This window comes from Microbacterium thalassium, assembly GCF_014208045.1.
GTDB classification, from domain to species: domain Bacteria; phylum Actinomycetota; class Actinomycetes; order Actinomycetales; family Microbacteriaceae; genus Microbacterium; species Microbacterium thalassium.
The window spans coordinates 355677-382022 of the sequence record NZ_JACHML010000001.1 but is presented as its reverse complement, the minus strand read 5'-3'; the positions used below and the strand labels follow the sequence as shown (position 1 = coordinate 382022).

Annotated in this window: 18 protein-coding genes; 12 read left to right on the top strand and 6 right to left on the bottom strand. The window is 69.5% G+C overall.

The annotated features are described in order from the left end of the window. Window positions 1–12 precede the first annotated feature (12 nt). The 5 genes from HD594_RS01740 (at window position 13) to araA (ending at window position 6872) form a co-directional block, all read left to right on the top strand. Window positions 13–1887 carry an alkyl/aryl-sulfatase gene (locus tag HD594_RS01740; RefSeq protein ID WP_184749296.1) on the top strand — a complete coding sequence of 625 codons (1875 nt, stop codon included), beginning with the start codon at window positions 13–15 and terminating at the stop codon, window positions 1885–1887. An 80-nt stretch (window positions 1888–1967) separates the two neighbouring features. Next, the gene (locus tag HD594_RS01735; RefSeq protein ID WP_184749295.1) at window positions 1968–2948 is read left to right on the top strand and encodes a LacI family DNA-binding transcriptional regulator; all 981 of its coding nucleotides are present in this window, start codon (window positions 1968–1970) and stop codon (window positions 2946–2948) included. Between the two features lie 95 nt (window positions 2949–3043). Then, complete coding sequence (locus HD594_RS01730; RefSeq protein ID WP_184749294.1) at window positions 3044–3757, top strand: L-ribulose-5-phosphate 4-epimerase; 714 nt, start codon at window positions 3044–3046, stop codon at window positions 3755–3757. Then, a complete protein-coding gene (locus HD594_RS01725; RefSeq protein ID WP_184749293.1) occupies window positions 3754–5340 on the top strand; it encodes a xylulokinase in 1587 nt (528 codons plus the stop codon). Before HD594_RS01730 ends, HD594_RS01725 begins: the two co-directional genes overlap by 4 nt. Before the next feature lie 20 nt (window positions 5341–5360). Further along, window positions 5361–6872 (top strand): L-arabinose isomerase, encoded by a 1512-nt coding sequence (araA, locus tag HD594_RS01720; RefSeq protein ID WP_184749292.1) that lies wholly within the window; start codon window positions 5361–5363, stop codon window positions 6870–6872. A 17-nt stretch (window positions 6873–6889) separates the two neighbouring features. On the opposite strand, the gene HD594_RS01715 is transcribed toward araA, so the two are convergent. Continuing rightward, the gene (locus HD594_RS01715; RefSeq protein WP_184749291.1) at window positions 6890–8503 is read right to left on the bottom strand and encodes a Na+/H+ antiporter NhaC family protein; all 1614 of its coding nucleotides are present in this window, start codon (window positions 8501–8503) and stop codon (window positions 6890–6892) included. 93 nt (window positions 8504–8596) lie between these two features. Between HD594_RS01715 and HD594_RS17605 the strand changes: the two genes are divergently transcribed. From HD594_RS17605 to HD594_RS01705, 3 genes are read left to right on the top strand one after another with little or no spacing between them, the layout of a single operon-like run. Further along, window positions 8597–8728, top strand: a complete 132-nt coding sequence (locus HD594_RS17605) for a hypothetical protein (RefSeq protein WP_271171248.1) — start codon at window positions 8597–8599, stop codon at window positions 8726–8728. Beyond that, entirely contained in the window at window positions 8722–9582 is an 861-nt protein-coding gene (locus HD594_RS01710; protein ID WP_184749290.1) for a glycosyltransferase family 32 protein, read from the top strand. Before HD594_RS17605 ends, HD594_RS01710 begins: the two co-directional genes overlap by 7 nt. Further along, window positions 9579–10664 carry a polysaccharide pyruvyl transferase family protein gene (locus HD594_RS01705; RefSeq protein ID WP_184749289.1) on the top strand — a complete coding sequence of 362 codons (1086 nt, stop codon included), beginning with the start codon at window positions 9579–9581 and terminating at the stop codon, window positions 10662–10664. The genes HD594_RS01710 and HD594_RS01705 overlap by 4 nt, the downstream gene beginning before the upstream one ends. A 32-nt stretch (window positions 10665–10696) precedes the next feature. Here the strand turns inward: HD594_RS01705 and HD594_RS01700 are convergent, their stop codons facing one another. The 3 genes from HD594_RS01700 to HD594_RS01690 all read right to left on the bottom strand — a co-directional run bounded on the left by HD594_RS01700 (window position 10697) and on the right by HD594_RS01690 (window position 14123). Next, window positions 10697–11635 carry a glycosyltransferase family 2 protein gene (locus HD594_RS01700; RefSeq protein WP_184749288.1) on the bottom strand — a complete coding sequence of 313 codons (939 nt, stop codon included), beginning with the start codon at window positions 11633–11635 and terminating at the stop codon, window positions 10697–10699. Between the two features lie 84 nt (window positions 11636–11719). Next, window positions 11720–12214 carry a nitroreductase/quinone reductase family protein gene (locus tag HD594_RS01695; protein WP_184749287.1) on the bottom strand — a complete coding sequence of 165 codons (495 nt, stop codon included), beginning with the start codon at window positions 12212–12214 and terminating at the stop codon, window positions 11720–11722. Between the two features lie 67 nt (window positions 12215–12281). Continuing rightward, the gene (locus tag HD594_RS01690) at window positions 12282–14123 is read right to left on the bottom strand and encodes a phosphoenolpyruvate carboxykinase (GTP) (RefSeq protein ID WP_184749286.1); all 1842 of its coding nucleotides are present in this window, start codon (window positions 14121–14123) and stop codon (window positions 12282–12284) included. A gap of 175 nt (window positions 14124–14298) precedes the next feature. Between HD594_RS01690 and HD594_RS01685 the strand changes: the two genes are divergently transcribed. Further along, a complete protein-coding gene (locus HD594_RS01685; protein ID WP_184749285.1) occupies window positions 14299–16263 on the top strand; it encodes an amidase in 1965 nt (654 codons plus the stop codon). Here the strand turns inward: HD594_RS01685 and HD594_RS01680 are convergent. After that, the gene (locus HD594_RS01680) at window positions 16241–17473 is read right to left on the bottom strand and encodes a trans-sulfuration enzyme family protein (protein WP_246413823.1); all 1233 of its coding nucleotides are present in this window, start codon (window positions 17471–17473) and stop codon (window positions 16241–16243) included. The two genes, HD594_RS01685 and HD594_RS01680, sit on opposite strands and share 23 nt — an antisense overlap. A 91-nt stretch (window positions 17474–17564) precedes the next feature. Between HD594_RS01680 and HD594_RS01675 the strand changes: the two genes are divergently transcribed. From HD594_RS01675 to HD594_RS01665, 3 genes are all read left to right on the top strand, one after another. Further along, window positions 17565–18059, top strand: coding sequence for an Lrp/AsnC family transcriptional regulator (locus tag HD594_RS01675; protein ID WP_246413811.1), 495 nt, complete (start codon window positions 17565–17567; stop codon window positions 18057–18059). Between the two features lie 69 nt (window positions 18060–18128). Beyond that, window positions 18129–20117, top strand: a complete 1989-nt coding sequence (locus HD594_RS01670; RefSeq protein WP_184749284.1) for an FAD/NAD(P)-binding protein — start codon at window positions 18129–18131, stop codon at window positions 20115–20117. Further along, a complete protein-coding gene (locus HD594_RS01665; RefSeq protein WP_184749283.1) occupies window positions 20114–20815 on the top strand; it encodes an SDR family oxidoreductase in 702 nt (233 codons plus the stop codon). The genes HD594_RS01670 and HD594_RS01665 overlap by 4 nt, the downstream gene beginning before the upstream one ends. A 1038-nt stretch (window positions 20816–21853) precedes the next feature. Here the strand turns inward: HD594_RS01665 and HD594_RS01660 are convergent. Further along, entirely contained in the window at window positions 21854–26218 is a 4365-nt protein-coding gene (locus HD594_RS01660) for a WD40 repeat domain-containing protein (RefSeq protein WP_184749282.1), read from the bottom strand. Window positions 26219–26346: the final 128 nt, after the last annotated feature.

Below are 26346 nucleotides of genomic sequence, written 5' to 3'. Positions count from 1 at the left end.
ATCCTCGCGATCATGGACAGCAACGATGCGGCCATGGCCGTCGTGCGTCAGCAGCGAGAGCTGCGTGACCGTCTCCCGTTCGACGACACCCGCGACATCGCGGCCGCCGAGCGCGGCTTCCTCGGCACCCTGGCCGACCCGGTCATCCGCGATGCGGACGGGAATGTCGTGTGGGATGCCGGAGCCTACGACCTCATCCAGGGGGACGCCCCCGACACGGTGAACGCGAGCCTGTGGCGTCAGTCGTCGCTGGTCCACAGGCACGGCCTGTTCGTGGTGGTCGACGGCATCTACCAGGTGCGCGGCCTCGACCTGTCGAACGTCACGTTCGTCGAAGGCGACACCGGCGTCATCGTCATCGACCCGCTGATCTCGAAAGAGACCGCCGCGGCGGCCCTGGCGCTGTACCGAGAGCACCGCGGCGACCGGCCCGTCACCGCCATCATCTTCACGCACAGTCACCTCGACCACTTCGGCGGGGTCTCGGGCATCGCCGCCCACGACGAACTGGCCACGGGCGGCATCCCCGTCGTCGCGCCGGCGGACTTCGTCGCCGAGGCGGTCGCCGAGAACGTGTACGCGGGCACGGCGATGGGGCGCCGCGCGGGCTACATGTACGGAGCCGCCCTCGAGAAGGGGCCCAAGGGGCAGGTCGGCGCCGGCCTCGGCCAGACGACCTCGACCGGCCACGCCGGCATCGCCGTGCCGACCGTGGACATCACCACGACCGGCGAGACCCACATCTTCGACGGCGTCGAGATCGAGTTCCAGATGGCTCCCGGGACCGAGGCGCCTGCCGAGATGCACTTCTACTTCCCGCAGCGTCGCGCGCTGTGCATGGCCGAGAACGCCACGCACACCCTCCACAACCTCCTGACGCTGCGCGGGGCGCTCGTGCGCGACCCGCACGTGTGGGCGACCTACCTCACCGAGGCGATCGTACGGTTCGCCGCCCGCTCCGACGTCGTGTTCGCGTCGCACCACTGGCCGACGTGGGGCAGTGCCGAGGTCGGCGAGTTCCTGGGCCTGCAGCGGGACCTGTACGCGTACCTGCACGATCAGACGCTCCGGATGCTGAACCAGGGCATGACCGGCGCCGAGATCGCCGAGGACTTCCCGATGCCGCCCGCCCTCGAGAACGCGTGGCACGCGCGGGGGTACTACGGCAGCGTGAGCCACAACGTCAAGGCGATCTACCAGCGCTACATGGGCTGGTTCGACGGCAATCCGGCACGGCTGTGGCCGCATCCGCCCCAGCCCCTGTCGGAGCGCTACGTCGCCGCGATGGGCGGTCTCGATCGGGTCCTCACCCTGGCGCAGGCCGCGTTCGCCGACGGCGACTTCCGATGGGCCGCGACGCTGCTCGACCACGCGGTCTTCACCGAGCCCGATCACGCCGGCGCGCGCGCCCTGTACGCCGACACCCTCGAGCAGCTCGCCTACGGCGCCGAGAACGGCACGTGGCGGAACTTCTACCTGTCCGGCGCGACGGAGCTGCGCGAAGGCAACTTCGGCACGCCCACCAAGACCGCCGCGCCCGACATCGTCGCGCAGCTGAGCATCGAGCAGCTGCTGGACTCCATCGCGATCTCGATCGACGGGCCCGCGGCGTGGGACCTCGACCTGGCCCTCGACCTCGCGTTCACCGACAGCGGGCGCAGCTTCCGCGTGACGCTGCACAACGGCGTCCTCGTGTACGTCGAGAAGCCCGCCGATCCGTCGACCGCTCAGGCGACGGTGTCGCTGACCAAGCCGCGGATGCTGGCGCTCCTCGGCGGCGACACGGCCAGCGCCGGGCTCGATATCGCGGGGGACGCGGGGGTTCTCTCGAGCTTGCTCGGAGTGCTGCAGAAGGGGGACGACGCGTTCGACATCGTCACCCCGTAGCGCCCCCACCTGTCGACAGCCGGGTCTGACGGTGACGCGTCCGAGCGGCCCGGTGGCAGAGGTGCTCTAGTGTGACCACCATGTCCAGCAGCGGTCGTGTCGGCGTGCGAGAGGTCGCGCGGGCCGCCGGGGTGTCCACGCAGACCGTCTCGCGCGTCATCAACGGCGCCGCGAGCGTGCGGCCCGAGACGCGCGACCGGGTCGTGGCGGCGATGGCCGAGCTCGGGTACCGCGTGAACAACGCCGCGCGATCGCTCGGAACCCGCACGACCCGCACGATCGGCGTCGTGGCCAGCGACGCGGACCTCTACGGGCCGGCGACGGCCATCGCGGAGCTCGAGGCGGCCGCCCGGAGGAGCGGGCGATGGATCGCGACGGCGTACGCGGATGCCGCCGATCCCGCCTCGGTGGATGCTGCGGCCGAGCATCTGCTGTCGCAGGGGGTCGACGGCATGATCCTCGTCGCCCCGCACGAGCCGACGATGAGCGCGGTCGAGCGCCGCGTGCTCGACGTGCCGCTCGTCGCGATGCACGGGGGAGAGGGCGCGGCGGCGCAGACGGCGGGAGCCGCGCTCGCCGTGGAGCACCTCGCCGGGCTCGGGCATCGCCGCATCGCGCGCCTGGGCGGCGCCCGTGACTGGATCGAGGAGACCGCGCGAGCGGCGGGCTTCGCGGCGGCGCTCGAGAAGACCGGGCTCATCGTGGTCGCCGAGTGGCGCGGCGACTGGTCGGCGCGGTCGGGATTCGGCGCGGCGGGCGATGTGGCGGCGGCGGTCGCCGCCGAGGAGGGGCCGACGGCGATCGTGGTCGCCAACGACCAGATGGCACTGGGGCTGATCGCGGGACTCAGCGCCGCGGGCCTCGACGTGCCGGGCGACGTGAGCATCATGGGCTTCGACGACAATCCCGACGCGGCGTTCTACCGGCCCGCGCTGACGACGATCCGCCTCGACATCGCGGGCGAGGCCCGTCGATGCGTGGCTGCCGCGCTGGCGACGGTTTCCGACGAGCCGGCGGCCCCGGCCCATCTCGTCGTGCGCTCCTCGACCGCCGCGATCTGACCGGTGATCCCCGTTCCCGCCGAGGGGTGGCGTGCCTCGCGTGTTACCGGTAACATCTACGGGGGCGGCGCCGATGTCGCCATGAGGAGTGACTGATGTCCGATCTCGATGAGGCGATCGCGCGGGTTCGTGCCGATGTCGCGCGGCTGCACGGTGAGCTGGTCCGGTACGGCCTGGTGGTGTGGACGGGCGGGAACGTGTCGGGTCGTGTGCCGGGTGCGGATCTGTTCGTGATCAAGCCGTCGGGTGTCTCGTACGACGATCTGGCGCCGGAGAACATGATCCTGTGCGATCTGGACGGCAACGTGATCCCGGGCACGCCCGGCAGCGACCGCAGCCCCTCGAGCGACACGGCGGCGCACGCGTACGTGTACCGGAACATGCCCGAGGTCGGCGGTGTGGTGCACACGCATTCGACGTACGCGGTGGCGTGGGCGGCGCGGGGCGAGGAGATCCCGTGTGTGATCACGGGGATGGCGGATGAGTTCGGCGGTCCGATCCCGATCGGCCCGTTCGCGATCATCGGGGACGATTCGATCGGCCGGGGGATCGTCGAGACGCTGAGCGGTCATCGTTCGCGGGCGGTGCTGATGCAGAACCACGGCCCGTTCACGATCGGCGTGAATGCGAAGGATGCCGTCAAGGCGGCGGTGATGTGCGAGGACGCGGCGCGTTCGGTGCACATCGCCCGTGAGGCCGGGCCCCTCATCCCGATCCCGCAGGAGCGGATCGACGCGCTCTACAACCGCTACCAGAACGTGTACGGCCAGGCGAGCGACGCCCGCCGCGAGGACGAGGCCGACGAATGAGCGCCGACGCGATCGCCGCCGGGCGCACCGCGCTCGGCATCGAGCTCGGCTCGACCCGCATCAAGGCGTGTCTCGTCGACGCCGGCGACCCGACGACGGTGCTCGCCGTCGGCAGCCACGAGTGGGAGAACCGCTTCGAGGGCCGGATGTGGACATACTCCCTCGAGGACGTCTGGTCGGGTCTTCAGGCCGCCTACGCCGACCTCGTCGCCGATGCCGAGCGGCGCCACGGCATCCGTCCCACCTCCTTCGGGTCGATCGGGGTCTCGGCGATGATGCACGGCTACCTCGCTTTCGACGAGGCCGGCGAGCTCCTCGTGCCCTTCCGCACGTGGCGGAACTCCACGACCGGCCCGGCCGCGGCTGAGCTCAGCGACCTGTTCGGCGTGAACATCCCGCTGCGCTGGTCGATCGCCCATCTGCACCAGGCGATCCTCGACGGCGAGACGCACGTCGGCGACATCCGGTTCTTCACGACCCTCGCCGGGTACGTGCACTGGAAGCTGACGGGTGAGAAGGTGCTCGGCGTCGGCGACGCATCCGGCATGTTCCCCATCGACTCCGAGGCGTGCGACTACGACGCCGAGCTGATCCGTCGCTTCGACGACCTCGTCGCGGTGAGCCCGCTGACCGGCCCCGTGCGCGACCTGCTGCCCGAGGTCCTCGCGGCGGGGCAGGCGGCGGGTGAACTCACCGCCCTGGGCGCGCGCCTGCTCGACCCCACGGGGGCACTGGCCGCCGGCATCCCGCTGTGTCCCCCCGAGGGCGACGCCGGCACCGGCATGGTCGCGACGAACGCCGTGGCACCCCGCACCGGCAACGTCAGCGCCGGCACGAGCATCTTCGCGATGGTCGTGCTCGAGCACCCGCTCGAGAGCGCGCATCACGAACTCGACCTCGTCACGACGCCCGCGGGCGACGCCGTCGCGATGGTGCACTGCAACAACGGCGCCAGCGAGCTCGCCGCGTGGGCCGGCATGTTCGGGCGCTTCGCGGCCGCCGCCGGCGCCGAGCTCAGCGGCGATCAGGTGTTCGACGTCCTCTTCCGCGAAGCGCTCGCCGGAGAGGCGGATGCCGGGGGCCTGCTGGCCTACAACCACCTCGCCGGCGAGCCGATCGCCGGGCTCGAGGAGGGGCGGCCGCTGTTCGTCCGCACGCCCGACAGCCGGTTCACGCTCGCCAACGTGATGCGCGCTCAGCTGTACGGCGTCTTCGGGACGCTCGCCCTCGGCATGCGCGTGCTCGACGGCGAGGGCGTGGCGCTGGACCGGATGTTCGCTCACGGCGGCATGTTCCGCACCGCCGGCGTCGCGCAGCGCTTCCTCGCCGGTGCGCTCGGCGCCCCGGTCGCGGTCGGCGACACCGCGAGCGAAGGCGGCGCCTGGGGCATCGCGGTGCTCGCGGCCTACCTCGAGCATGCCGCCGACACCGACCTCTCGGCGTATCTCGACGACAGCGTCTTCGCGGGCGCGGCCGTCGACGTCGCCGAGCCCGACCCCGCCGACGTCGCGGGCTTCACCTCGTACCTCGACCGCTACCGCGCCGGCCTCGCCGCCGAGCGCGCCGCCGTCGAGGCCCTCTGACACACACCGAAGGACCCATCATGACCCGCACACCCCTCAACACCTCGCTCGACGGCTACGAGATCTGGTTCGTCACCGGCAGTCAGACCCTCTACGGCGAAGAGACGCTCCGCCAGGTCGCCGAGCAGTCGCAGGCGGTCGCCGACGGCCTCGGCGGGCTGCCCGTCACGGTCGTCTGGAAGCCGGTGCTGAAGGACTCCGACAGCATCCGCCGCCTCGCCCTCGAGGTGAACGGCCGCGACGACGTCATCGGCGTCATCGCGTGGATGCACACCTTCAGCCCCGCCAAGATGTGGATCGCCGGCCTCGACGCGCTCCAGAAGCCGCTCATGCACCTGCACACGCAGGCCAACGTCGAGCTGCCGTGGGCCGACATCGACTTCGACTTCATGAACCTGAACCAGGCCGCGCACGGCGACCGGGAGTTCGGCTACATCCAGACCCGCCTCGGCGTCGCCCGCAAGACGGTCGTCGGGCACGTGTCGAACCCGGTGGTCCTCGCACAGGTCGAGGACTGGCAGCGCGCCGCCGCCGGCTGGGCCGCCGCCCGCACGCTCAAGCTCGCACGCTTCGGCGACAACATGCGGTACGTCGCCGTCACCGAGGGCGACAAGACCGAGGCCGAGCTGCGCTTCGGCGTCCAGGTCAACACGTGGGGCGTGAACGAACTCGTCGAGGCCGTCGAGCAGGCGACGGATGCCGAGGTCGACGCGCTCGTCGCCGAGTACCTCGACTCGTACGATGTCGCCCCCGAGCTCCTCCCCGGCGCCGAGCGCCATCAGTCGCTGCGCGACGGCGCGGCGATCGAGCTCGGCCTGCGCTCGTTCCTCGAGGAGGGCGGCTTCGGCGCGTTCACCACGTCGTTCGAGGACCTCGGCGCTCTGAAGCAGCTGCCGGGCCTCGCCGTCCAGCGCCTCATGGCCGAGGGCTACGGCTTCGGCGCCGAGGGCGACTGGAAGACGGCGATCCTCGTGCGCGTCGCGAACGTCATGGGCGCGGGCCGCCCCGGCGGCGCGAGCCTCATGGAGGACTACACCTACGACCTCGTGCCCGGCAACGAGCGGATCCTCGGCGCCCACATGCTCGAGGTCTCGCCGTCGCTGACCACCGCGAAGCCGCGCCTCGAGGTGCACCCGCTCGGCATCGGCGGCAAGGAGGACCCGGTGCGCCTGGTCTTCACCGCCGACCCCGGTCCCGCCCTGGTCGTCGCGATGAGCGACATGCGCGACCGGTTCCGTCTGACCGCGAACGTCGTCGAGAACGTCGAGGCGCCGGACCTGCCGAAGCTCCCCGTGGGTCGCGCGGTGTGGAAGCCCGCCCCCGATTTCGCCACGTCGGCTGCGTGCTGGCTCGCCGCCGGCGCCGCCCACCACACGGTCATGACCACGGCGGTCGGCATCGAGGTGTTCCGTGACTTCGCCGACATCGCGTCCACCGAGCTCGTCGTCATCGAGGAGGGCACGACGGTGCGCGGCTTCCAGCACGAGCTGCGCTGGAACCAGGCCTACTACCGCCTCGCGCAGGGGTTCTGACCCGCGGCTGACGCGGGCTACGCTGCGCCTCCGGCGGGCGGCGCGTCGACGTCGGGTGTGACCTCGGCGTCGACGGGCCGCAGCGCGACCCGCGCGACCACGACGCACACGGAGAGCACCGCCAGGGTGGCGACCAGCCCGATCCAGACCTGCTGCGTCGCCGACAGCACGATGTAGCCGATCAGGGCGGAGCCGCCGGCGATCCCGACCATCGGCAGCTGCGTGATGACGTGCGTGATCACGTTGCAGCCGGCTCCGGTCGCCGACAGGATCGTCGTGTCCGAGATCGGGGAGCTGTGGTCGCCCGCGACCGCACCGGCGAGCACGGCGCCGAAGACCGGCATGAGCAGCTCGGGGGCGTCGACGGCGTTGATGATGCCGCCGGCGATGGGCAGCAGCAGACCGAAGGACCCCCACGAAGTGCCGGTCGAGAAGGCCATCGCCGCGGCCACGATGAAGACGATCGGCACGAGCCAGGCCGGTGCCAGGTTCGAGGACTCGACCAGCTGACCCAGGTACTCGCCGGTGCCGAGCTGGTCGATGAGCCCGCCGAGCATCCACGCGAGCACGAGGATGCCGATCGCCGGCAGCATCGACTTCACGCCGCCGAGCCAGCCGCGGCCGAACGTTCGCCAGCCGAACACGGGGCTCGCCGCCGTGTACCGCGCGTAGTAGTAGATGGCGCACGCGAGCCCGACGACGCCGCCGAAGATGAGCGCGAGGCTCGTGTCGGTCGACGCGAGGATGTCGACGGGACCCCACGACCCGGATGCCGTCACGCCCGTCCAGACGATCCCGACGAGCACCCCGAGCACCAGGGCGACGAAGGGGATGATGACGGCACGCTTCGCGCCTGCTTCGTGCACCGGCAGGTCTTCGCTGAGCTGTCCCGGCACGACCTCGCCCTCGGCGAACGGGCGGCCCTCGACGACGGCGCGGCGCTCCTCTCGGCGCATCGCGCCGAGGTCGGTGCGGAAGAGGATGACGAGCCACACCGCGAGCGCCGCGGCGATCGCGTAGTAGTTCGAGGCGGCGGCCCCGAGGAACGCCTCGACGGTGCTGATTCCGAGGGTGGATGCCGCCACGATCGGCGCCAGGATGCCGATGATGTACGCGCCCCAGCTGGAGAACGGTGCGAGCACGGCGACCGGCGCCGAGGTCGAGTCGACGATGTACGCGAGCTTCGCGCGCGAGACCCGGTGGGCATCCGTGACCGGGCGGCTGATCTGCCCCACCGCGAGCGCGTTGAAGTAGTCGTCGATGAAGATGACGATGCCGAGCACGGCGGGCAGGATCTGACCGCCCCGGCGGGTGCGGATGCGCTGGACGGCCCAGTCCGCGAAGGCCTTGGTGCCGCCCGACATCATGATGAATGCGGCGAAGACGCCGAGCAGCACGATGAACAGCAGGATGTAGATGTACCAGGTGTTCAGCGCCCCGTCGTCCCAGAAGAGCACCGCGAACGACTCCCAGATGAGCCGCAGTGTCTCCACCGGGGCGAACCCGGCGATCAGCAGCGCGGCGGCCACCACGCCCGCCCCGAGGCTCGGGATCACCTTCTTCGTGATGATCGCCAGCACGATCGCCACGACGGGTGGAATGAGCGTCAGCCACGGTGCGGCTTCGAGCACGATCTACCCCCTCGCCTCGCGCCCGAAGCTATCGGGCGCACCCGCGGTCGTCAACGACGACATCGCGGCGGCTCCGGTGCTGGATTCTCGCCCATGACCCAGCCCGAGGTCACGGCCCAGATCTACCTGACCGCGCTCGGCATCCAGTTCGGCAACGGGCCGCTCTCGCAGCCGGGCATTGTGAAACCCCGTACAGGCAGGCTCGATAGCATGTGCGCATGCTGAGCCTGACGTCTGCCGCCAAGTCGACGCTGCGCTGGATCGACAGGACGGGAATCCGCGGGGCGCTCAGCAACGCGCGCCTCCGGATGACGACCTGGGTCGGCAGCCGGCTGTCGTCGTCGGAGTTCTCCTACGGCCGCTACCCGTTCACATTCCTCGAGCGGCATCCTCCCGCCGACCTCGGCGGCGCGAGCGAGCTGCCGCGGCAGATCTGGAGTTTCTGGGTCGGTGACAATCCGCTGACGCCCGCGCGCAAGGCCGGCCTCGAACGGATGCGCGAGGTCAACCCGGGCATCCCGGTGGAGCTGATCACACCGGACCGGCTGCCGGACTTCATCCTGCCCGAGCACCCGCTGCATCCGGCCTACGAACTGCTCTCGTACAACCACCGATCCGACTATCTGCGGGCGTACTTCCTGCACCACTACGGCGGCGGATACTCCGACATCAAGCCACTGGTCGGTTCATGGGAGCCCGCGTTCGAGCGACTCGACGCCTCGGATGCCTGGCTACTGGGACATCCGCTGAGCGACCCCAAGTGGGCGGGCCCTTCCTGGGGGCGGCTCCAGAAGCATCTGCAGCGGTACTATCGGATCCTCGTCTTCGGTGCCGTGCTGATCGGCAAGTCTCATACGCCGCTCACCGCCGAGTGGCTGCGCGAGGTCGAACGCCTGCTCGACTACCACGAGCCCGCACTGCGCGAGGTCCCCGGAGACATGTGGGGCCACAATCCAGGGTATCCGGTGCGATGGATGGGACTTCAGGGGAGCGTTCTGCAGCCGTTGTGTCTGAAGCACCAGGACCGGATGCTCTACGACACCTCGATCGGGTGGGATACCCGCGCGGAGTACCGGTGACGGCGTCCGGGGCGGTCGACTACGCGCTGCTGCGCTACACGACGTGGAACATCGGCGACGAGATCCAGAGTCTGGCCGCACGGCAGTTTCTTCCCCGCGTGGACCGGTATCTCGACCGGGACCGTATCCGCACCCAGAGCGCCGCGCTGACGACACCGACCAAGCTCATCATGAACGGGTGGTGGCTGCACGGGGTCGACTGGCCACCGGATGACCGTGCGATCGACCCACTGCTGGTCTCGATGTTCCTCGATTCCAACCATCCTCACGCGCGTGAGGCGCTTCTCAGCCCCGCCGGACGCGAGTTCTTCGCGCGGCACGGTCCCGTCGGCGCACGCGATCACGCCACGCTGGCGTTCCTCGAAGACAACGGCTTCGCTGCGTACTTCTCGGGATGCCTGACGCTCACACTGCAGCGCGATCCTCGCGCCGTCGTCCAGGACTTCATCCTCGCCGTCGATCTCCCGGGGGACGCGCTCGAGCACCTTCGTCGCCGATCGAGACGGCGTGTCGTCGCGGTGTCGACCTACCACGAGCCGCAGATGTCAACCGATACTCGCTTCCGGCTCGCAGAGCTGTACCTGCTCTTCTACCAGTCGGCTGCGGCGGTGGTCACCACACGCCTCCACGCCCTGCTTCCGTCGCTCGCGCTCGAGACTCCCGCGCTGCTGGTCACGGCGCCCACGACCTACGATCCGCTGCGGTTCGCAGGCCTCGCCGACCTCGCGCGGACGTGCTCGCAGGAGGAGTTCGTGAGAGGCGATGTCGACTTCGACCCGGACGCTCCCGAACCCAACCCGCAGCGGCATCTCGCGTTGCGGCAGTCGCTCATCGACCGGGCGAGTGCTTTCACCGGCTCAGGGCCGGCGGCCACTCCGGTGGTGCGTACGCTCACCGATCCGGAGAATCTGGCCGGGATCGTGGAGCTCCTCGGCGATCAGATCATGAAGGCGAGGGATGGACGAGCATTTCAGGACTCCCTCCGGCGTCGAGCGGAGCGGTCACTGCTGGAGCGCGGGATCGGACGGGCGAAGTGGGTGGCTCGGCGCCTCCGGGCGGCCATGTCGCAGCCGGGGGCTTGATCTCGGGATCGTGGTCCGGTGGCGACGAGTCGCTAGCCGCGATCCGGCGCCTGCTCGCTCGAGCGCGGTCCTCTCGTGACGAACCTCGTTGCGCGGCGCGCGGTCGCCCGCGTGAACGCGACCGGCGCCCAGCGCAGACCCCGCGACATATCGGCAGCTGAGCGGCGCCACCGACCTCGGCGGAGTCCCGCGAGCACCGACGCAGCCGCGCCGTCGGCGATCGCCGCGCGGAAGCGCGCGCGGTTCTCTCTCAGGAGACCCGCGGCGACCGCGTCCCCTCGCCGGGCCGACTGGCGAATCTGGTGTCGCAGCGCGCGAAACTGGCCTGAGACGTCCTGCGGGCCGCCGGACGTGTTCGAGTCGTGACGGCGGTAGGCGATGAGCGGACGATCGACGGCCGCGAAGCGACCTACCTGAAGCAGGCGGAGCATCAACTCGATGTCTTCGGAGTGGGAGAAGGAGGGGTCGAACCCGCCGAGGTCGGCGAACACATCCCGCCTCACCAGCAGCGTCGCCACGTGCGGGAGCGGAGCCGCGCCGCGGAGCATGTCACAGCGGTCCGACGCGGGCAGACCCCACGACGTCCCGGTCGCTTCGCCGTGTCGATCGATGATCCATATGCCTGCTCCGCATGCGATGGCGTCCGGGTCAGCATCGACCGCCTCCAGCTGTGCCGCGATCCTCTCCGGGTGCCACACATCGTCGTCGTCCAGGAACGCGATCCAATCCCCTGTCGTATGACGTGCGCCGTAGTTGCGGGCAGCCGACACTCCTCGTGATGGCTGTCGCAGCACGCGCACTCCGAGATCGGCGCCGATGGCCCCGAGCTCCGCGGGGTGCGGAGAGCCGTCGTCGACGACGACAACCTCGCGCACCGGAGTCGTCTGCGCGTTCACCGAGTCGATCGCCTCACGAAGATAGGGCCCGCCACGGTTCGTGGCGATGACGACACTGACGCGTGTTGGCGACATGGATCATCTCCTCCCCGTGACCCGATGCGTCGGGAGTCCTCGCCTCGCTCAGCCTAGCTCGCGCATGGGCTGGCCGAGGCGAGATCACGCGAGTCGGCGCACGCGGAAGACGGGATACCGGTCCGCGATCGCGGCGAAGTCCTCGAGGGTCGCTGTGCCCGCGAGCCCGAAGTAGTTCCGGGCCTGCCCGGCGGCGGCGTCGTCCCCGCCCCGGCGGGCCGACTGGTGCAGGTACGCGGCGAGGATCGGCGCCCGCTCGGCGACGGGGAGTTCCTCGAGGATCACCTCCACGGGCTTCCGGCGACGGAGCACCGCCCGCCCGCCGTCGGCGCGGACGTTGCGCACCCACTGCGCCTCGCCCGCGAGCGACACGACGTACGTGGCCCCCTCGTACCGGGCGAGCACGACGGGCGTCGAGCGCGTCCGCCCGCTCGAGCGTCCGCGGACCTCGAGCGAGACGACGTCGGAGGGCGTCCACCCCAGTCGTGCGAGCGGCACGCCGATCAGCCGGTTCAACCGTGCATACAGGCGCTTCGGCGGCCGGTAGGCCGTCCGGGCGGAGTAGTCCTGCGGCTGCATGGCACCAGGCTGGATGCACCGCGGCTCCCGGGCCAGAGACGAAGGTCCCGGCCCGGGCCGCCGGTGATCAGGTCGGGTCGGAGTTCATCTCCCAGTTCTTCGGCGACCGCCACAGCGCGCTCGTGGTGAGCGAGCGGATCATCTCCATCTCCTTCGGCAGCCGGTTGTAGAGCTTCATGAAGAGCTCCTCGACGTCCAGCAGCTCGTTGGTCCAGTCGCGGCGGTTGATGGCCATGCACTTGAAGAAGTCCTGCTCCGAGAAGTCCAGACCGTCCCAGGTCAGGTCCTCGTAGCGCGGCATCCAGCCCAGCGGGCTCTCGATGGCGAGCGCACGCCCGCGGGCGCGGGCGACGATCCACTGCAGCACGCGCATGTTCTCGCCGAAGCCGGGCCACAGGAACCTGCCGTGCTCGTCGCGGCGGAACCAGTTGACCTGGAAGATGCGCGGCGGGTTCGGGATCTTGCGGCCGAACGCGAGCCAGTGGTTGATGTAGTCGCCCATGTGGTAGCCGGCGAACGGCAGCATCGCGAACGGGTCGCGGCGCACGACGCCCTGCTGGCCGGCGGCAGCGGCGGTGGTCTCGGACCCCATCGTGGCCGCCATGTAGACGCCGTAGGCCCAGTTGAAGCTCTGGGTGATCAGCGGGATGGTGCCGGCGCGACGGCCGCCGAACACGAACGCCTTGATGGGCACGCCCTTCGGGTCGTCCCACGCCTCGTCGAGGGCGGGGTTGAGGCTGGCCGGCGCCGTGAAGCGGGAGTTCGGGTGCGCGGCCTTGCGGTCGGCATCCGGCGTCCAGTCGTTGCCCTGCCAGTCGATGAGGTGATCGGGCTTCGGGCCGTCCATGCCCTCCCACCACACGTCGCCCTCGTCGGTGAGCGCGACATTGGTGAAGATGGTGTCGGAGCGCACCGACTCCATCGCGCTCGGGTTGGTGGAGTACGACGTGCCCGGCGCGACCCCGAAGTAGCCCGCTTCGGGGTTGATGGCACGCAGGCGCCCCTCGTCGTCCGGTTTGATCCAGGCGATGTCGTCGCCGACCGTCGTGACCTTCCAGCCGTCGTCGGAGAAGTTCTTCGGGGGCACGAGCATCGCGAAGTTGGTCTTGCCGCACGCACTCGGGAACGCCGCTGCGACATAGGTCTTCTCGCCCTCGGGGTCGGTGACGCCGAGGATCAGCATGTGCTCGGCGAGCCAGCCGTCGTCGCGGGCCATCTTCGAGGCGATGCGCAGCGCGAGGCACTTCTTGCCCAGCAGCGCGTTGCCGCCGTACCCCGACCCGTACGACCAGATCTCGAGCGTCTCGGGGAAGTGCACGATGTACTTCTCGTCGTTGCACGGCCAGGCCACGTCCTGCTCGCCCGGCGCGAGCGGCGCCCCGACGGTGTGCATGCAGGGGACGAACTCGCCGTGCGTGCCGAGCTCGTGCAGGGCGTCTCGTCCCATGCGCGTCATGATCTTCATGTTCACCACGGCGTACGGCGAGTCGGTGATCTGCACGCCGAGCTGCGCGATGGGCGACCCGAGGGGCCCCATGCTGAACGGCACGACGTACATCGTGCGCCCCGTCATGCTCCCCGCGAACTTCTCGCGCAGGATCTCGTGCATCTCCTTGGGGTCCATCCAGTTGTTGGTGGGCCCCGCGTCCTCTTCGGTGCGCGAGCAGATGAACGTGCGCTCCTCGACGCGGGCGACATCGCTCGCGTCGCTGCGCGCGAGGAAGCTGTTCGGCCGCTTCTCGGGGTTGAGGCGGATGAAGGTCCCCGCCTCGACCAGCTCCTGGCACAGCCGGTCGTACTCCTCGTCGGAGCCGTCGCACCAATGGATGTCGGCGGGCGTACACAGATCAGTCATCTCGGCGACCCAGGACCTCAGCCCCTCGTGTCGCATCCACTCTGGTGCGGTCATGCCCCCAGCATGCCGCGAAGGCGATCGGCGCACCATGGTTCGTCCCGCTGGGTGGTATCGACCCGGTTCGCGGCGAAGCCCACCCGAAACCGGGAAAGCGGATGCCGGCGCGCGCGGCATCCGCGGGGGACCAAGATGGAGCCACCGGCAGGACGAAACGGGAGGTACCAGGATCGTGGAACGCATCGACGTCGTCGAGATGGGCATCGGGGACATGCAGGCGGCGCTCGAGTCGGGAACGGTGACGAGCGTGGATCTCGTGTGCGCGTATCTGAACCGCATCGCCTACTACGACCGCACCGGGCTGTGCCTCCACGCGATCGCGGTGCTGAACCCCGATTGCCTCGCCGAGGCCGCCGCCTCCGATCGGCGCCGGCGGGAGGGGACGGCCGGACCTCTGGAAGGCATCCCGTTCACGGTCAAGGACAGCTACAAGGTGAAGGCGATGACGGTCGCCTCGGGGAGCCCGGCGCTCGCCGACCTCGTCGCCACCGAGGACGCCGCCAGCGTCGCCCTGCTCCGTGCGGCGGGCGCCGTGCTGCTGGGGAAGACCAACATGCCGCCGATGGCGGCCGGGGGAGTGCAGCCCGGGCTGTACGACTACGCCCGCAGCCCGTACAACCCCGACTACCTCACCGCCGCCTATGGCTCCGGATCTTCGAACGGCTCGGGTACCGCGACCGCCTCGAGCATGTGCGCGTTCGGGATGGCCGAGGAGACGGTGTCGTCGGGGCGGTCGCCCGCCTCGAACAACGCGCTCGTGGCGTACACGCCCTCGCGCGGCGTGATCTCGATCCGCGGCAACTGGCCGCTGCGCCCGACGTGCGACGTCGTCGTGCCGCACACGCGCACCGTCGCCGACCTGATGGCGGTGGTCGAGGTGCTCGCCGTGGACGATCCCGACCGCACGGGTGACTTCTGGCGCCAGCAGACGACCGTCGCGCTGCCGTCGCCGAACGAGGTCTTCCCGCGGCCGCTGGACAGGCCCCGCCCGGGCCGACTGGACGGCCTGCGCATCGGAGTGCCCAAGCTCTACATCGGCGAGGACCCGGTGCCGCAGGATCCGCCGGTGATCCGGCCGACCGTCCGCGCCCTGTGGGACCGCGCGGCCGGGCACCTGCGGCGACTCGGGGCCGAAGTCATCGAGGTCGACTTCCCGGCCGTCTCGAACTACGAGGAGGACCGGCCGGATGCCGAGGGCCTCGCCGCCCGCGGCCTCGTGCCGCCGACATGGCGGCAGATCGAGGGGGGCCCGGTCACCGCGATGGCGCTGGACGAGTTCCTGCGGGTCAACGGCGACCCCGCCCTGAACTCGTGGGCCGACGTCGACGGCGACACCGTGTTCCCGATCGCCGACGCCCCGATCCCGGTGTGGATCACGCGTGCCCGCGGCGGGTTCGACTGGCAGCGGCTCGCCGAACTCGTCAAGCAGGGCCTGCCGGCCTCGTACGACGACGTGCCGGGGCTCAGCCACCTGCTCGAGGGTCTGGAGCAGGCGCGCGTGGAGGACTTCGAGCAGTGGATGGCCGGCAGCGGCCTCGACCTCGTCGTGTTCCCGGCCGCGGGCGACGTCGGCCGCGACGACCTGTTCACGCGGGTCGAGAGCCGCGAGGCGGCGTCGCGCAACGGCGTCGTGTACTCCAACGGCAACCGGGTGATCCGCCACCTCGGCATCCCGACGGTCACGGTGCCGATGGGCTGCATGGCCGACACGCAGATGCCCGTGGGCCTGACCTTCGCGGGCGCCGCCTACAGCGACGACCGGCTCATCGACGTCGCCTACGCGTACGAGCAGGTGACGCGCGAGCGGGTCGCGGCGTTCCTCACGCCGACGCTGCCGGCGAACCAGATCGAGCCGGCGGAGGCATCCGTCGTCGACGACGCCGCCGGCGATGTCGCGCACACCGTCGAGCTCACCCGCGAAGCGCGGGCGTGGCGGGTCACGGTGCGGGTCGAGGGCGCCGCCGGAGCCCCCGTGCAGGTGTGGGCGGACGGCCACATCCTCCGGCCCGTGGCCGGTGAGCCGGGGGTCTTCGCCGGGAACGTGTCGCTGTCGCGGGATCGCCTGTTCGAGGAGGTCATGGTGCTGGTCAAGCGCGGGTCGGCGTCGGCGGCGTTCAGCTTCGCGCCGCTGCCGTAGCCGCGTCGGCGCGCGCGGCGTCCAGCGCCGACATGAGGTCGCCGATGAGATCGCCCGGGTCCTCGAGGCCGATCGAGAGCCGGATGAGGTCCGCCGACGGGCGAGCCTCGGACGGAACCGGGCGGTGGGTGAGCGCGGCCGGATGCTGGATGAGCGAATCGACGCCGCCCAGCGAGACCGCGTGGGTGAACAGCCGCGTCGACGACAGCACGGTGCTCGCGGCCGCGTAGCCGCCGTGGACGCGGAACGCCACCATCGCGCCGGTGCCGCGCAGCTGTCGTCCGATCAGCCCGCGCGGATCATCGTCGAGCCCGGGATGGAACACCTCGGCGACGTGCGGGTGGTCGGCCAGGGCGCGTGCCACGCGCTGCGCCGTCGCCTGCTGGCGCTGCATCCGCATCGGCAGCGTGGCCAGCCCCCGGTGCAGCAGGTACGCGCCGAACGGGTGCAGCAGGCCCCCCGTGATCGCACGGACGCGGCGCAGCGCTTCGGCGGTGGTCTCGTCGCACGCCACGACGCCGGCGATCACGTCGCCGTGGCCGCCGAGGTACTTCGTGGCGCTGTGGAGCGCCATCGCGGCGCCGAGGTCCAGGGGGTTCTGCAGGACCGGCGTGGCGAAGGTGTTGTCGACGACGACGGGGACCCCGTCCGCCTGCGCGACGACGGACGCGATGTCGACGAGGTCGAGCGTCGGGTTCGCCGGCGTCTCGAGCACGATCAGTCCGGTGTCGGGGCGGATGCTGCCGGCCACGCCGTCCTCGTCGCAGAACGTCGTCTCCACGCCGAGCAGGCCCGATCCGAGCAGGTGGTCGGTGCCGCCGTACAGTGGCCGGACGGCGACCACGTGGCGCCTGCCGGTCGCCGAGGCGTGCGCGAGGATCACGGCCGTCATGGCGGCCATGCCGGACGAGAACGCCACCGCGGTGTCGGCGTGCTCGAGTTCGGCGAGAGCCGACTCGAACCGCGCCACGGTCGGATTCCACAGCCGCGCGTAGACATAGCCGCCGGACTCGAGCGGCCGGCCGCCGCCGGCCATCGACTCGTAGGAGTACCCGCCGAGGTCGACGTCGGGGAGCGGGTTCGTGGTGCTCAGATCGATCGGCAGCGCATGCACGCCGAGCCCGGCCAGATCGTCGCGTCCGGCGTGGACGGCGAGGGTGTCGGGATGCAGGGGCGACGGCAGATCCATGGCGAGAGTCTTGGGGATCATGCGATGATGCGGTCACGTCGCGGCAGAATCCGCGGCTGAAGCGGCATCGGGCGAATTCCGTGCGGCAGAGCCAGGCCGGGGAGGGCGAAGATTGCGGATCGAGCAGACGGACGAGACGGCGCGACAGCTCGATGCCGTCGATCTCGCGATCCTGCGGGCGCTGACCCGGAACGCCGAGATGAGCAACAAGGCGCTGGCCCAGCAGCTGCGGCTGGCCGAGTCGACGTGCGCCCACCGGGTCCGCTCGCTGCGCGCGCGGGGCATCATCCGCGACACCCGCGTCCGCGTGGACGGCGCGGCCCTCGGGCTGCCGCTGCAGGGCATCATCCGGGTCCGGCTCGGGTCGCACACGCCGGAAGGGGTGCACGCGCTGTTCGACGCGCTCGCCGCGACGCCCAAGGTGCTGCAGGTCTTCCACGTCGCCGGCGTCGACGACTTCCTCGTGCACGTCGCCGTCGAGGACGCCGAGGCGCTCCGCGACATCGTGCTGCGCCACATCACGGTGCACCCGATCGTCCGCGCCACCGAGACGCAGCTGGTGTTCGAGCTGCGTGACGGCGCGGGGATGCTCGCCGAGCAGGATTGAGCGCCCCCGTGCATCGTCTGTGACGCCGCGGTTCGAGTCGGCGGCTCGTGGGGACGTATAACAGGAGGGATGACAACCCCCGCGCCCGCCTCGATCGCCCTCATCGGAGGAGGCCCGCGCGGCGTCTCCCTGATCGAACGACTCGGCGCCGCCCTGCGCGATCGGGCGGACGTCGATCTCGATCTCCACATCATCGACGACACGCAGGTGGGCGCCGGACGCACGTGGCGCACGGATCAGGTGCGCGAGCTGTGCATGAACACCCTCGCCGACGCCGTCACGCTGTTCACCGATGACTCCGTGACGATGACGGGAGCCGTCGTCGAGGGGCCGACGATGTACGAATGGTGTGTCCTGGCGCTCCACGCGGAGCGGCCGAGCTCCGACACGGCGGCGGTCGTCGCGGACATCGCGGCCTCGCACGTCGCGGCGTTCGCCGACGTGCCGGTGCGACCCGGGCTCGTGGACGAGTACGCGGCCGAGCTCACCGGTCTCGTCCCCCATTCGCATCCGAGCCGCGCGCTCTACGGCGAGTATCTCCGCTGGTGCCACGCTCGCGCGGTGGCGATGCTTCCGGGCGGCGTGCGTGTGCGCGAGCACCTCGGTCGCGTCGTCGCCGTCGAGCGCTCGGGCGGGCGCGAGATCCTGAGCCTCGCCGACGGGCGCGAGATCCCCGCGGATGCCGTCGTGGCCGCGACCGGCTGGATGCCGCGCGGTGCGACCGCGTCCGAGTCGGCGCTCGCCGGGCCGGCCGCTCGTCGCGGGCTGCTGTGGGTGCGACCCGACAGCCCCGCCGATCAGGATCTCGCCGCCGTGCCCGCGGGAGCCCCCGTCATCGTTCGGGGACTCGGCATGGGCTTCTACGACACCATGGCCCTGCTCACGATCGGTCGTGGAGGGCGATTCCTCGAGTCCGAGGACGGATTGCTGCGCTACGAGGCATCCGGCGACGAGCCGGTGCTGCACGCGACGTCGCGCCGAGGACTGCCGTTCCGCGCCAAGTCGCTCTACGGATCGCTGCCGCCGCGGGCCCCGCAGCGCCGGTTGCGGGGAGTGGACGCCACGCGCATGTCACGCCCGATCGACTTCGACGCCGACGTCTGGCCGCTCATCCTGCGCGACGCCTTCGAGGCGTACTACGCGACGCTCGACCGCGTGCGTCCGGGAGCCGTGACGATCGGGCTCGCCGACCTCGTCCGGGTCATCGACCGCGCACCCGGCCACATCGACGCGCTCGCCGCGGCTGTCGCGCCGTTCGTCCCCGACCCCCGCGATCGGTTCGATCTGCGGGCCGCGATCGACCCCGTGCGCCAGACGTTCTCGGGCCCTGCCGCCTTCGACGCGTTCGTCCGCGACGCGATCGTCGAGGACCTCGCCGAGGCGGCCCGCGGCGCCGACAGCCCGCTCAAGGCGGGACTGTGGTCGATCGCCTCGGCACGGCAGCCCGCGAGCGTGCTGGGGTCGTTCGGCGGCTACGACGCGCGGTCGCGAGAGGCCGGCTTCGCGCTGCTGCACGCCGCCGGCGGCATGTTCGGCTCGGGGCCGCCCGCGTTCCGCTCCCGGCAGCTGCTCGCCCTGATCGACGCCGGGCTCGTACGATTCGTGGGACCGGCGGCGAACGTGACCGTGGAGAACGGGCGGTTCCACGCGTCTTCCGCGGACGTCGACGGGTCGGGTGTGGACGCGGACGTCCTCGTCGATGCGTTCATGCACCCTCACGACCTGCGGGAGACGGCGGACCCTCTCGCGCGCTCGCTCATCGACGCCGGCCGCGCGCGCCCGTTCGGCGCACCGAGCCCGGGCGGTGGAGCGGTCCCGACCGAGGCGTTCGACATCGACCCCGGCACGGGACGCCTCATCGGCCGGGACGGCTCCGTCGATCCCGCCGTGCACGTCGCCGGCATCCCGCTCGACGCCGCGCTGCACGACACGATCATCAGCCCGATGCCGAGGGCCGATTCCACGATGCTGCGCGAGACCGACCGCGTCGCCCGCAGTGCGCTCGCGATCGCGCTCGCCGCGGCATCCGTCCCCGCCACCGTCAGGAGCACCGCATGACCGATCCCCGCCCCGTCGCCCTCGTCACCGGAGCCACCGGCGGCATGGGAGAGGAGATCGTGCGCGACCTCGCGCGCACGCACGATGTGATCGCCGTCGGCCGCCGCGCCTCGTCGCTCGAGGCGCTCGGGCGCATCGACGGCGTGACGACGTGGACGCTGGAGCTCACCGACACCGCCGCGTTCGCGCCGCTCGTCGAGACGCTCCACCGGCTCGACGTGCTCGTGCACGGCGCGGCGATCGCCGACCCGGGTCGCGTCGACGAGGCCTCCGCCGAGCAGTGGACGACGCAGCTCACCACGAACGTGGTCGCTCCAGCCGTGCTCACCGGTCTCGTCCTGCCCCTGCTGCGCGCGTCGGCGGGCACAGTGGTGTTCATCGGCTCTGGCGCCGGCACGCGCCCGGTGCCGGGCAACGTCGTCTACAGCGCGAGCAAGCACGCGCTGCGCGCCGTGGCGGACGTGCTGCGCATCGACGAGGAGGCCTCGCGCATCCGGGTCGTCACGGTCGCCCCCGGGCAGACCGACACGGCGATGCAGCGCCAGCTGGTGGACTACGCCGGCGGTGAGTACGAACGGGAGCGCTACATCACGCCCGCCTCGGTCGCCGAGGTCGTGAGGTTCGTCGTCGATGCACCCGCGGACGTGCAGCTGACCGACATCGCGGTGCGTCCGCGCGTCGAGATCCGGCGGCTCTAGCTTGAGCGCAAGGCCCGGGAAAGACGAAACCCCCGCGATGTAGAAGCTACGCGAGGGTTCCTGGGGTGACTGTAACGATCACCCTTGTGGCTCCGACCGGCATCGATCCGGTGACCTTTCGATTTTCAGTCATCGGAGATGACGTCGCGCTGGGTCGTTCTCGGTCGGGAATCCGCAGATTCTCGCGGTTCTGACGTCGTGCTCGAGCCGCTCCGAACCGATTCGATCGGAGCGGCTCGTGGGCAGATTGTGGGCACGGGGTATCGGTGGGATGTCAGGCCGATCATGGATCATCTTGGTGAGTATTTGGAGGCTTGAGTGCGACTGATGATTGCGGTTCGGCGCCACCGGATCTCCTCGTTCGACGCCACCCGATATTCCTTTTCAGCGCCACCGACGATGTCGCCCCCGACGCACCCCGGCGATCCTCGACGTTGGCCCACGCGAACGCAGCTGCGATGACTCCGAGGGGCATAGTCGCCGGGGCGCTCCTGCGCGGAAATTGATGGCAAGGGCAGGCAACGCCTGCCCGCGGCAGCCCTGGACGCCTGTCGGTCGCTGCCGAGGGTCTCGGCGTCCCAAGGTTGCCGCTCAGTCGCGTGGGCACGTATCCAGCAGCAAGCAGGCCGACCCGATCGATGACTAGGGTGGCGCTCACGCCCTCGACGGGGGCGACGTCGTCGGTGGCGCTGAGAGTGAATATCGGTGGCGCTCAGAAGCGCGAACATTCACCTGGATCATCGTGGATCACCGTCTTGGATCACCGCGCGGGCCTGAGCAACGGCGAACGCGTGTCGCGGGCGTCGGCCGGTCGACGTCGCGGAAGTTGAAGGCTCTGGTGGAGGGCTCGCGGTCGAACTGGCTCCCGTCGAATGTGGCTGGCGACGCGGTCGACTCCTTGCCCGGCGGGGAACTGAACGCAGCGCTTTCGACGCGGGAGGTCGGCTACTAGCCCGTCGGTATGGCACCCAGGGGCGTCGAAGATCCGCGGTCTGAGGCGGAGCAGAGTGCTCGACCTGTGCACGCTAGCCATCTCACTCATCGTGGGGTCCAACTGAATTCAGCGACCTCATGTCCGAATCCGACAACAATCTTCAGCGCATTGACGTCGTCTGCTTGCACGGTTATCCCAGTAATCATGTCGACAACGCGATGGCGGGCGAGTTCCCTGCTTGCCGCGAGATCCCAGATCTGGACCCACCCGTCGCTCGTCCCGGTGACAGCGACGGGGCGGTTGCTGACATGGGCGCACGCAACCGCGGCTACCGACCCAAGCCCGCTGTGGAGGGCTTCTGCCACAGGTTTAGCGCCTGCAAGGTCCCAGAGTTGCAGCCTGCCGTCGGCTCCGCCGACTACGCCGACTGCTCTGCCCTCGACGGTGGTGCAGGAGATCGCTCGAACTGCCATCCCGAAGCCAGTGAGCGGATCGCCTATGCGACGTAGGCTGTCGAGGTCCCAGATTTGCAGGGTGCCATTAGCGCTGCCAGTGACGCCGACTGCTCTGCCCTCGACCGTCGTGCAGGCGACCGTGGTAATGCGTGCCGAGTGGCGTTGGGTAGATGTTGCCAGGGGCCGACGCCTGTTGAGATCCCAAGTTCTCAAGGTTCCGTCGGTGCCGCCAGTGACAGCGATGGCCCGCCTGCCGATCACGGTGCACGCGACGGTGGTGGGCCCGTGAAAGTCCCCGGCAACGAGCTTCCCAAGCTGTACCAGTCTCGCGAGGTCCCAAATCTCCAACGACTGGCGCCCGCAAATGACGGCGACCGATCGCCGCCGGAGAGTCGTGCACGCGATTCCGACCACCGGGTCCGAAGCGCGCGGGAGAGACCTGCCATAGCGCTGACCCACGATGACGTCCCAGACCGACAAACTGTGCTCCGAGACCGTGCGGGCGTCCCAGATCCGGACGGTGCCATCGCTACTGCCCGTGATCGCAGTCTCGCGTCCGTCGACTATCGCGCGCGCGACCGTTGTCACCAAGTCGGTGTGCCCGGTGAGGGGACTGTAGCTGGACTCCGGCGGCTGGAGGTCCCAGATTCGCAGTGTCTGGTCGTCTCCAGCGCTGACGGCGACAGGGTGACCGTTGAGGTATGTGGCTGCGATCGCGGCGACCGCGCCACGGTGGCCTGTGAGCGGTTCGCCGATCGCTTGACCCGTCTTCAGATCCCATATCCGAACGGTCTTGTCCCAACTGCCGCTGATCGCGATGGGGCGACCGTTGAGAGTCGTGCATGCAATTGTCGTTACAAAACTGTGGTGACCTCTGAGTGGTTTGCCGATCGATTGTCCGGTCTTCGCATCCCACATCCGGACGGTCCTGTCCGTTCCGCCTGTGACAGCGATGGGGCGATCATCGATGCTTGTACATGCCACAGCCATGACAGCGCGGCCTCGGTTGCCGGGAGACTCGCCAACCAACTGCGTCGTATTTAGGTCCCAGAGCTGAAAGCCGTCGGCTGCAAGTCCGGCAACAGCGACCATGTGCTCGCGGGAGGAGGAACAAGCGATTGCCGTCACTGCGTCGGTGTGTCCGGTGAGGGGCTCTCCGATGGGTTGCCTGGTCGTGAGGTCCCAGATGCGGACGGTTCGATCCCAGCTGCCGGTGACTGCGACGGGGTGGCCGTCGAGGGTTGTGCATGCCACGGTGGTCACTGCGTCGGTGTGTCCGGTGAGGGGCTCTCCGATGGGTTGCCTGGTCGTGAGGTCCCAGATGCGGACGGTTCGATCCCAGCTGCCGGTGACTGCGACGGGGTGGCCGTCGAGGGTTGTGCATGCCACGGTGGTCACTGCGTCGGTGTGTCCGGTGAGGGGCTCTCCGATGGGTTGCCTGGTCGTGAGGTCCCAGATATTGAGGGTGCCATCGCGGTGGCAGGTGACCACGATCGAACGCTCATTGAAGGTCGTGCATGCGACGGCCGTGACCCCCTTTGGGCTGCTTCGGCCCAGGCGGAGGGTAGGCCCCGCCGCCGACGTCCCGCTCCTGGTGCTCGCGAAAGCGTCAATGAGCGATGGGCAAACCTGCGAACCTGTAGACCACAGAGGTCGCCAAGCGTCTGATAGTTCCTCGCCAATCGACAGCTTGCTGACCATGTCTTCAAGACCGTATCTGCGCGCGTTGAGAGCGAGGATGTCGCGGCGTTCATTCGGGTCAGTCCCCCCCAGTGGTGTCGCGGAGTGGACCAAGGAGACTTCGCGCGGCCTTCCGTTCGTGGCTCGCAACGCCGCCCGCAAGCTCTGTGGGCGGGCGGCGACGAGGAGTTCAGTATCGAGCAAGAGCTCTACGGCCCTGCCTGCAGCACTTGCATGTTCGAGCATGTGGCGGGCGAGGTAGGGGGCCGCGGTCGTCCAGCGACGATCTCCATTGTGGGACGTGCGATCGGCGAGAATCGCATCGACGACTCGAGACTTCTGCTCGAGCGTGACCATCGACGTCAGGTGGTCGCTCAGGCTCTGATGGAACAGGCGGTAGATGGTCGTACCATCCTCGTCGGCTGTTGACCGGATGTAGAAGCGCGTCGCGTCAATTGACACCCTCAGATCATGATCGGTCGTGGTTTGCGCAGGGTCCCAGAGCGCGCTGTCGATGATCTGAGCGACACGAGCGGGGATGCCTTCGCCGAGTGCAAGCGCAAGCGTGGTGAGTGTGCGCCGTCGACGACCGTCGGAGTCGTGGGCGAGATCAAGTTCCAGGACTTGTGGCAACGTGGTCGGCACCATCTCGGCAGCGCGGGCGACTGAGCTGGGGTCATGAGGGTTGACCTCGCGACCGAGGTAGTCGACATAGATGCTGGCGACAAGAAATTCTCCCCAACCGCCTCCTGAACGTGGCGGGGCATGCACGATGGCGTGAGAAGTCGCAAGCGCGATCTGCGATATCACCGCTGGGCGGGAGGCCCACACACGGTGTCGTGCGAGCGCATCGTGGACGAACTGCCTGAGGTCGCTTGCCATGGTGCCGCTGTCGGAATTGTCGAGATTGAGTATCTGGCCATCGCTTGCGAGGTCGAGGAGGGGGGCGATCTCGACCCACGGATCGCCAGAGCGAGATCCGGCTAGGAGTCTGCACGCGCGCTTTCCATCCGTTCGGTGCGCTTGCAGAACAGGTAGTACTAGCACGGACACAAGTGAGGCGACGTCGGCTGCTTCGTCAAGTGCGTCCAGGATGATAGTTGGTGGGACGTCCATCCCCAGAATGGCACTCAAGAGTCCGGCGGGGCTGGTTGTCGCCTGGTCCCTTGAAGACAGACCAAGCTGGTCTGAGATCGCGGTCGATACTTCGTGCAGATTAAGGCCTCGGGCGTGGACCGCGGCGACGTCGGTGAGCGGCCCGCGCGTGTGGGGACTGTGGCCCCAGATGCTGCGCGTTGGTATGCGCAGCGAGGGGAGTCCTGCGCATACAAGCATTCCGAGAAGTGCGGACTTACCCGACCCCGGACTCCCGGTGATGAGCCGCAGGTGGTCGTCGCCTGGTGGGGCGTCAAGCCAAGTGGACAAGTCCTGTAGCTGCTTTCTCCGGCCACGAAAGAGGCCTGCATCCGCGGCATTCTTGAAGCGGTCGTTTGCAGCGCGGCCAGAGAAGTGGACAACGTCCACGCTTTCGATCAGGGCGGCTACGCCGACTGCGGCGGACTGCTTGGCTTCTTCGAGCGGTGTGGGTGGTTGGTAGTCGGGGTTGGGGAAGAACGGGAGCTCCGCAGGGCGTACGCGCTGACCAATCGGAGTCCAATGAGGGCGTTGACCAGTCCCCTCGGTATCGAGTCGCGTCATCTCGTCGTCAACCCAGTTGAACACCGTGTCCCATGGCAGGTAGCGTTCGGTATCCCGGATATCGAGGTGTCGCTTGGGGCTGCTGAGGACTGCTGCCAGTGCTTTGGTGAGGCGAAACTCGTAGGCAGTCCTGTCCCATCGGGACGCGGCGAGCACCATGGCGCGGGGTGGTCGGTCGGCCCGACTGCGGGAGATCTGCCATGCGAGTTCCGCTGCTCTGCCGGCGTAGCATGCATCGACAATGAACAATGTAGCGGCGTGGTCGCTCTCGTTGTCTTCGATCGCGCGGACCCAGGCCTCGACACCTGTGTCGCGGTGATGCCTGCCGTCGGAGCCGACAATGTAGAGTTCGTCCGACGCCGCTGCAGGTTTGCCATGAGAGCAGATGTGCACGATGCGCACATCCTCCGGATTGCCCGATTCGAGGAAACGGAACACTTCCCGCCCGAGCTCTTCCGCGGATAGATCGGGTTCATCCTGGACGAAGTAACCAAGGTTCGCCAGCGCGCCGCGCAGTTGATCTGCCGCAGCAGCTGCGGGTAGAGGATCGAGGGAGTCTGGATCCGGGAGCGTACCCGGTGGAGGTAGCTGTCCGAACGTGCTGACGTGAAAGGCCGCAGATTTGAACTCCCCCATGACGGCACACTAGCGATCGTCGCAGGTGCGTGCGCACTCATGCTCGCTGACACCGGTCCGTACTCCGCAGACCGCCCTGGGGCGACGAATGCCGGCGAGGACCCCGTGTGCCACCGTCGGTACCCGGG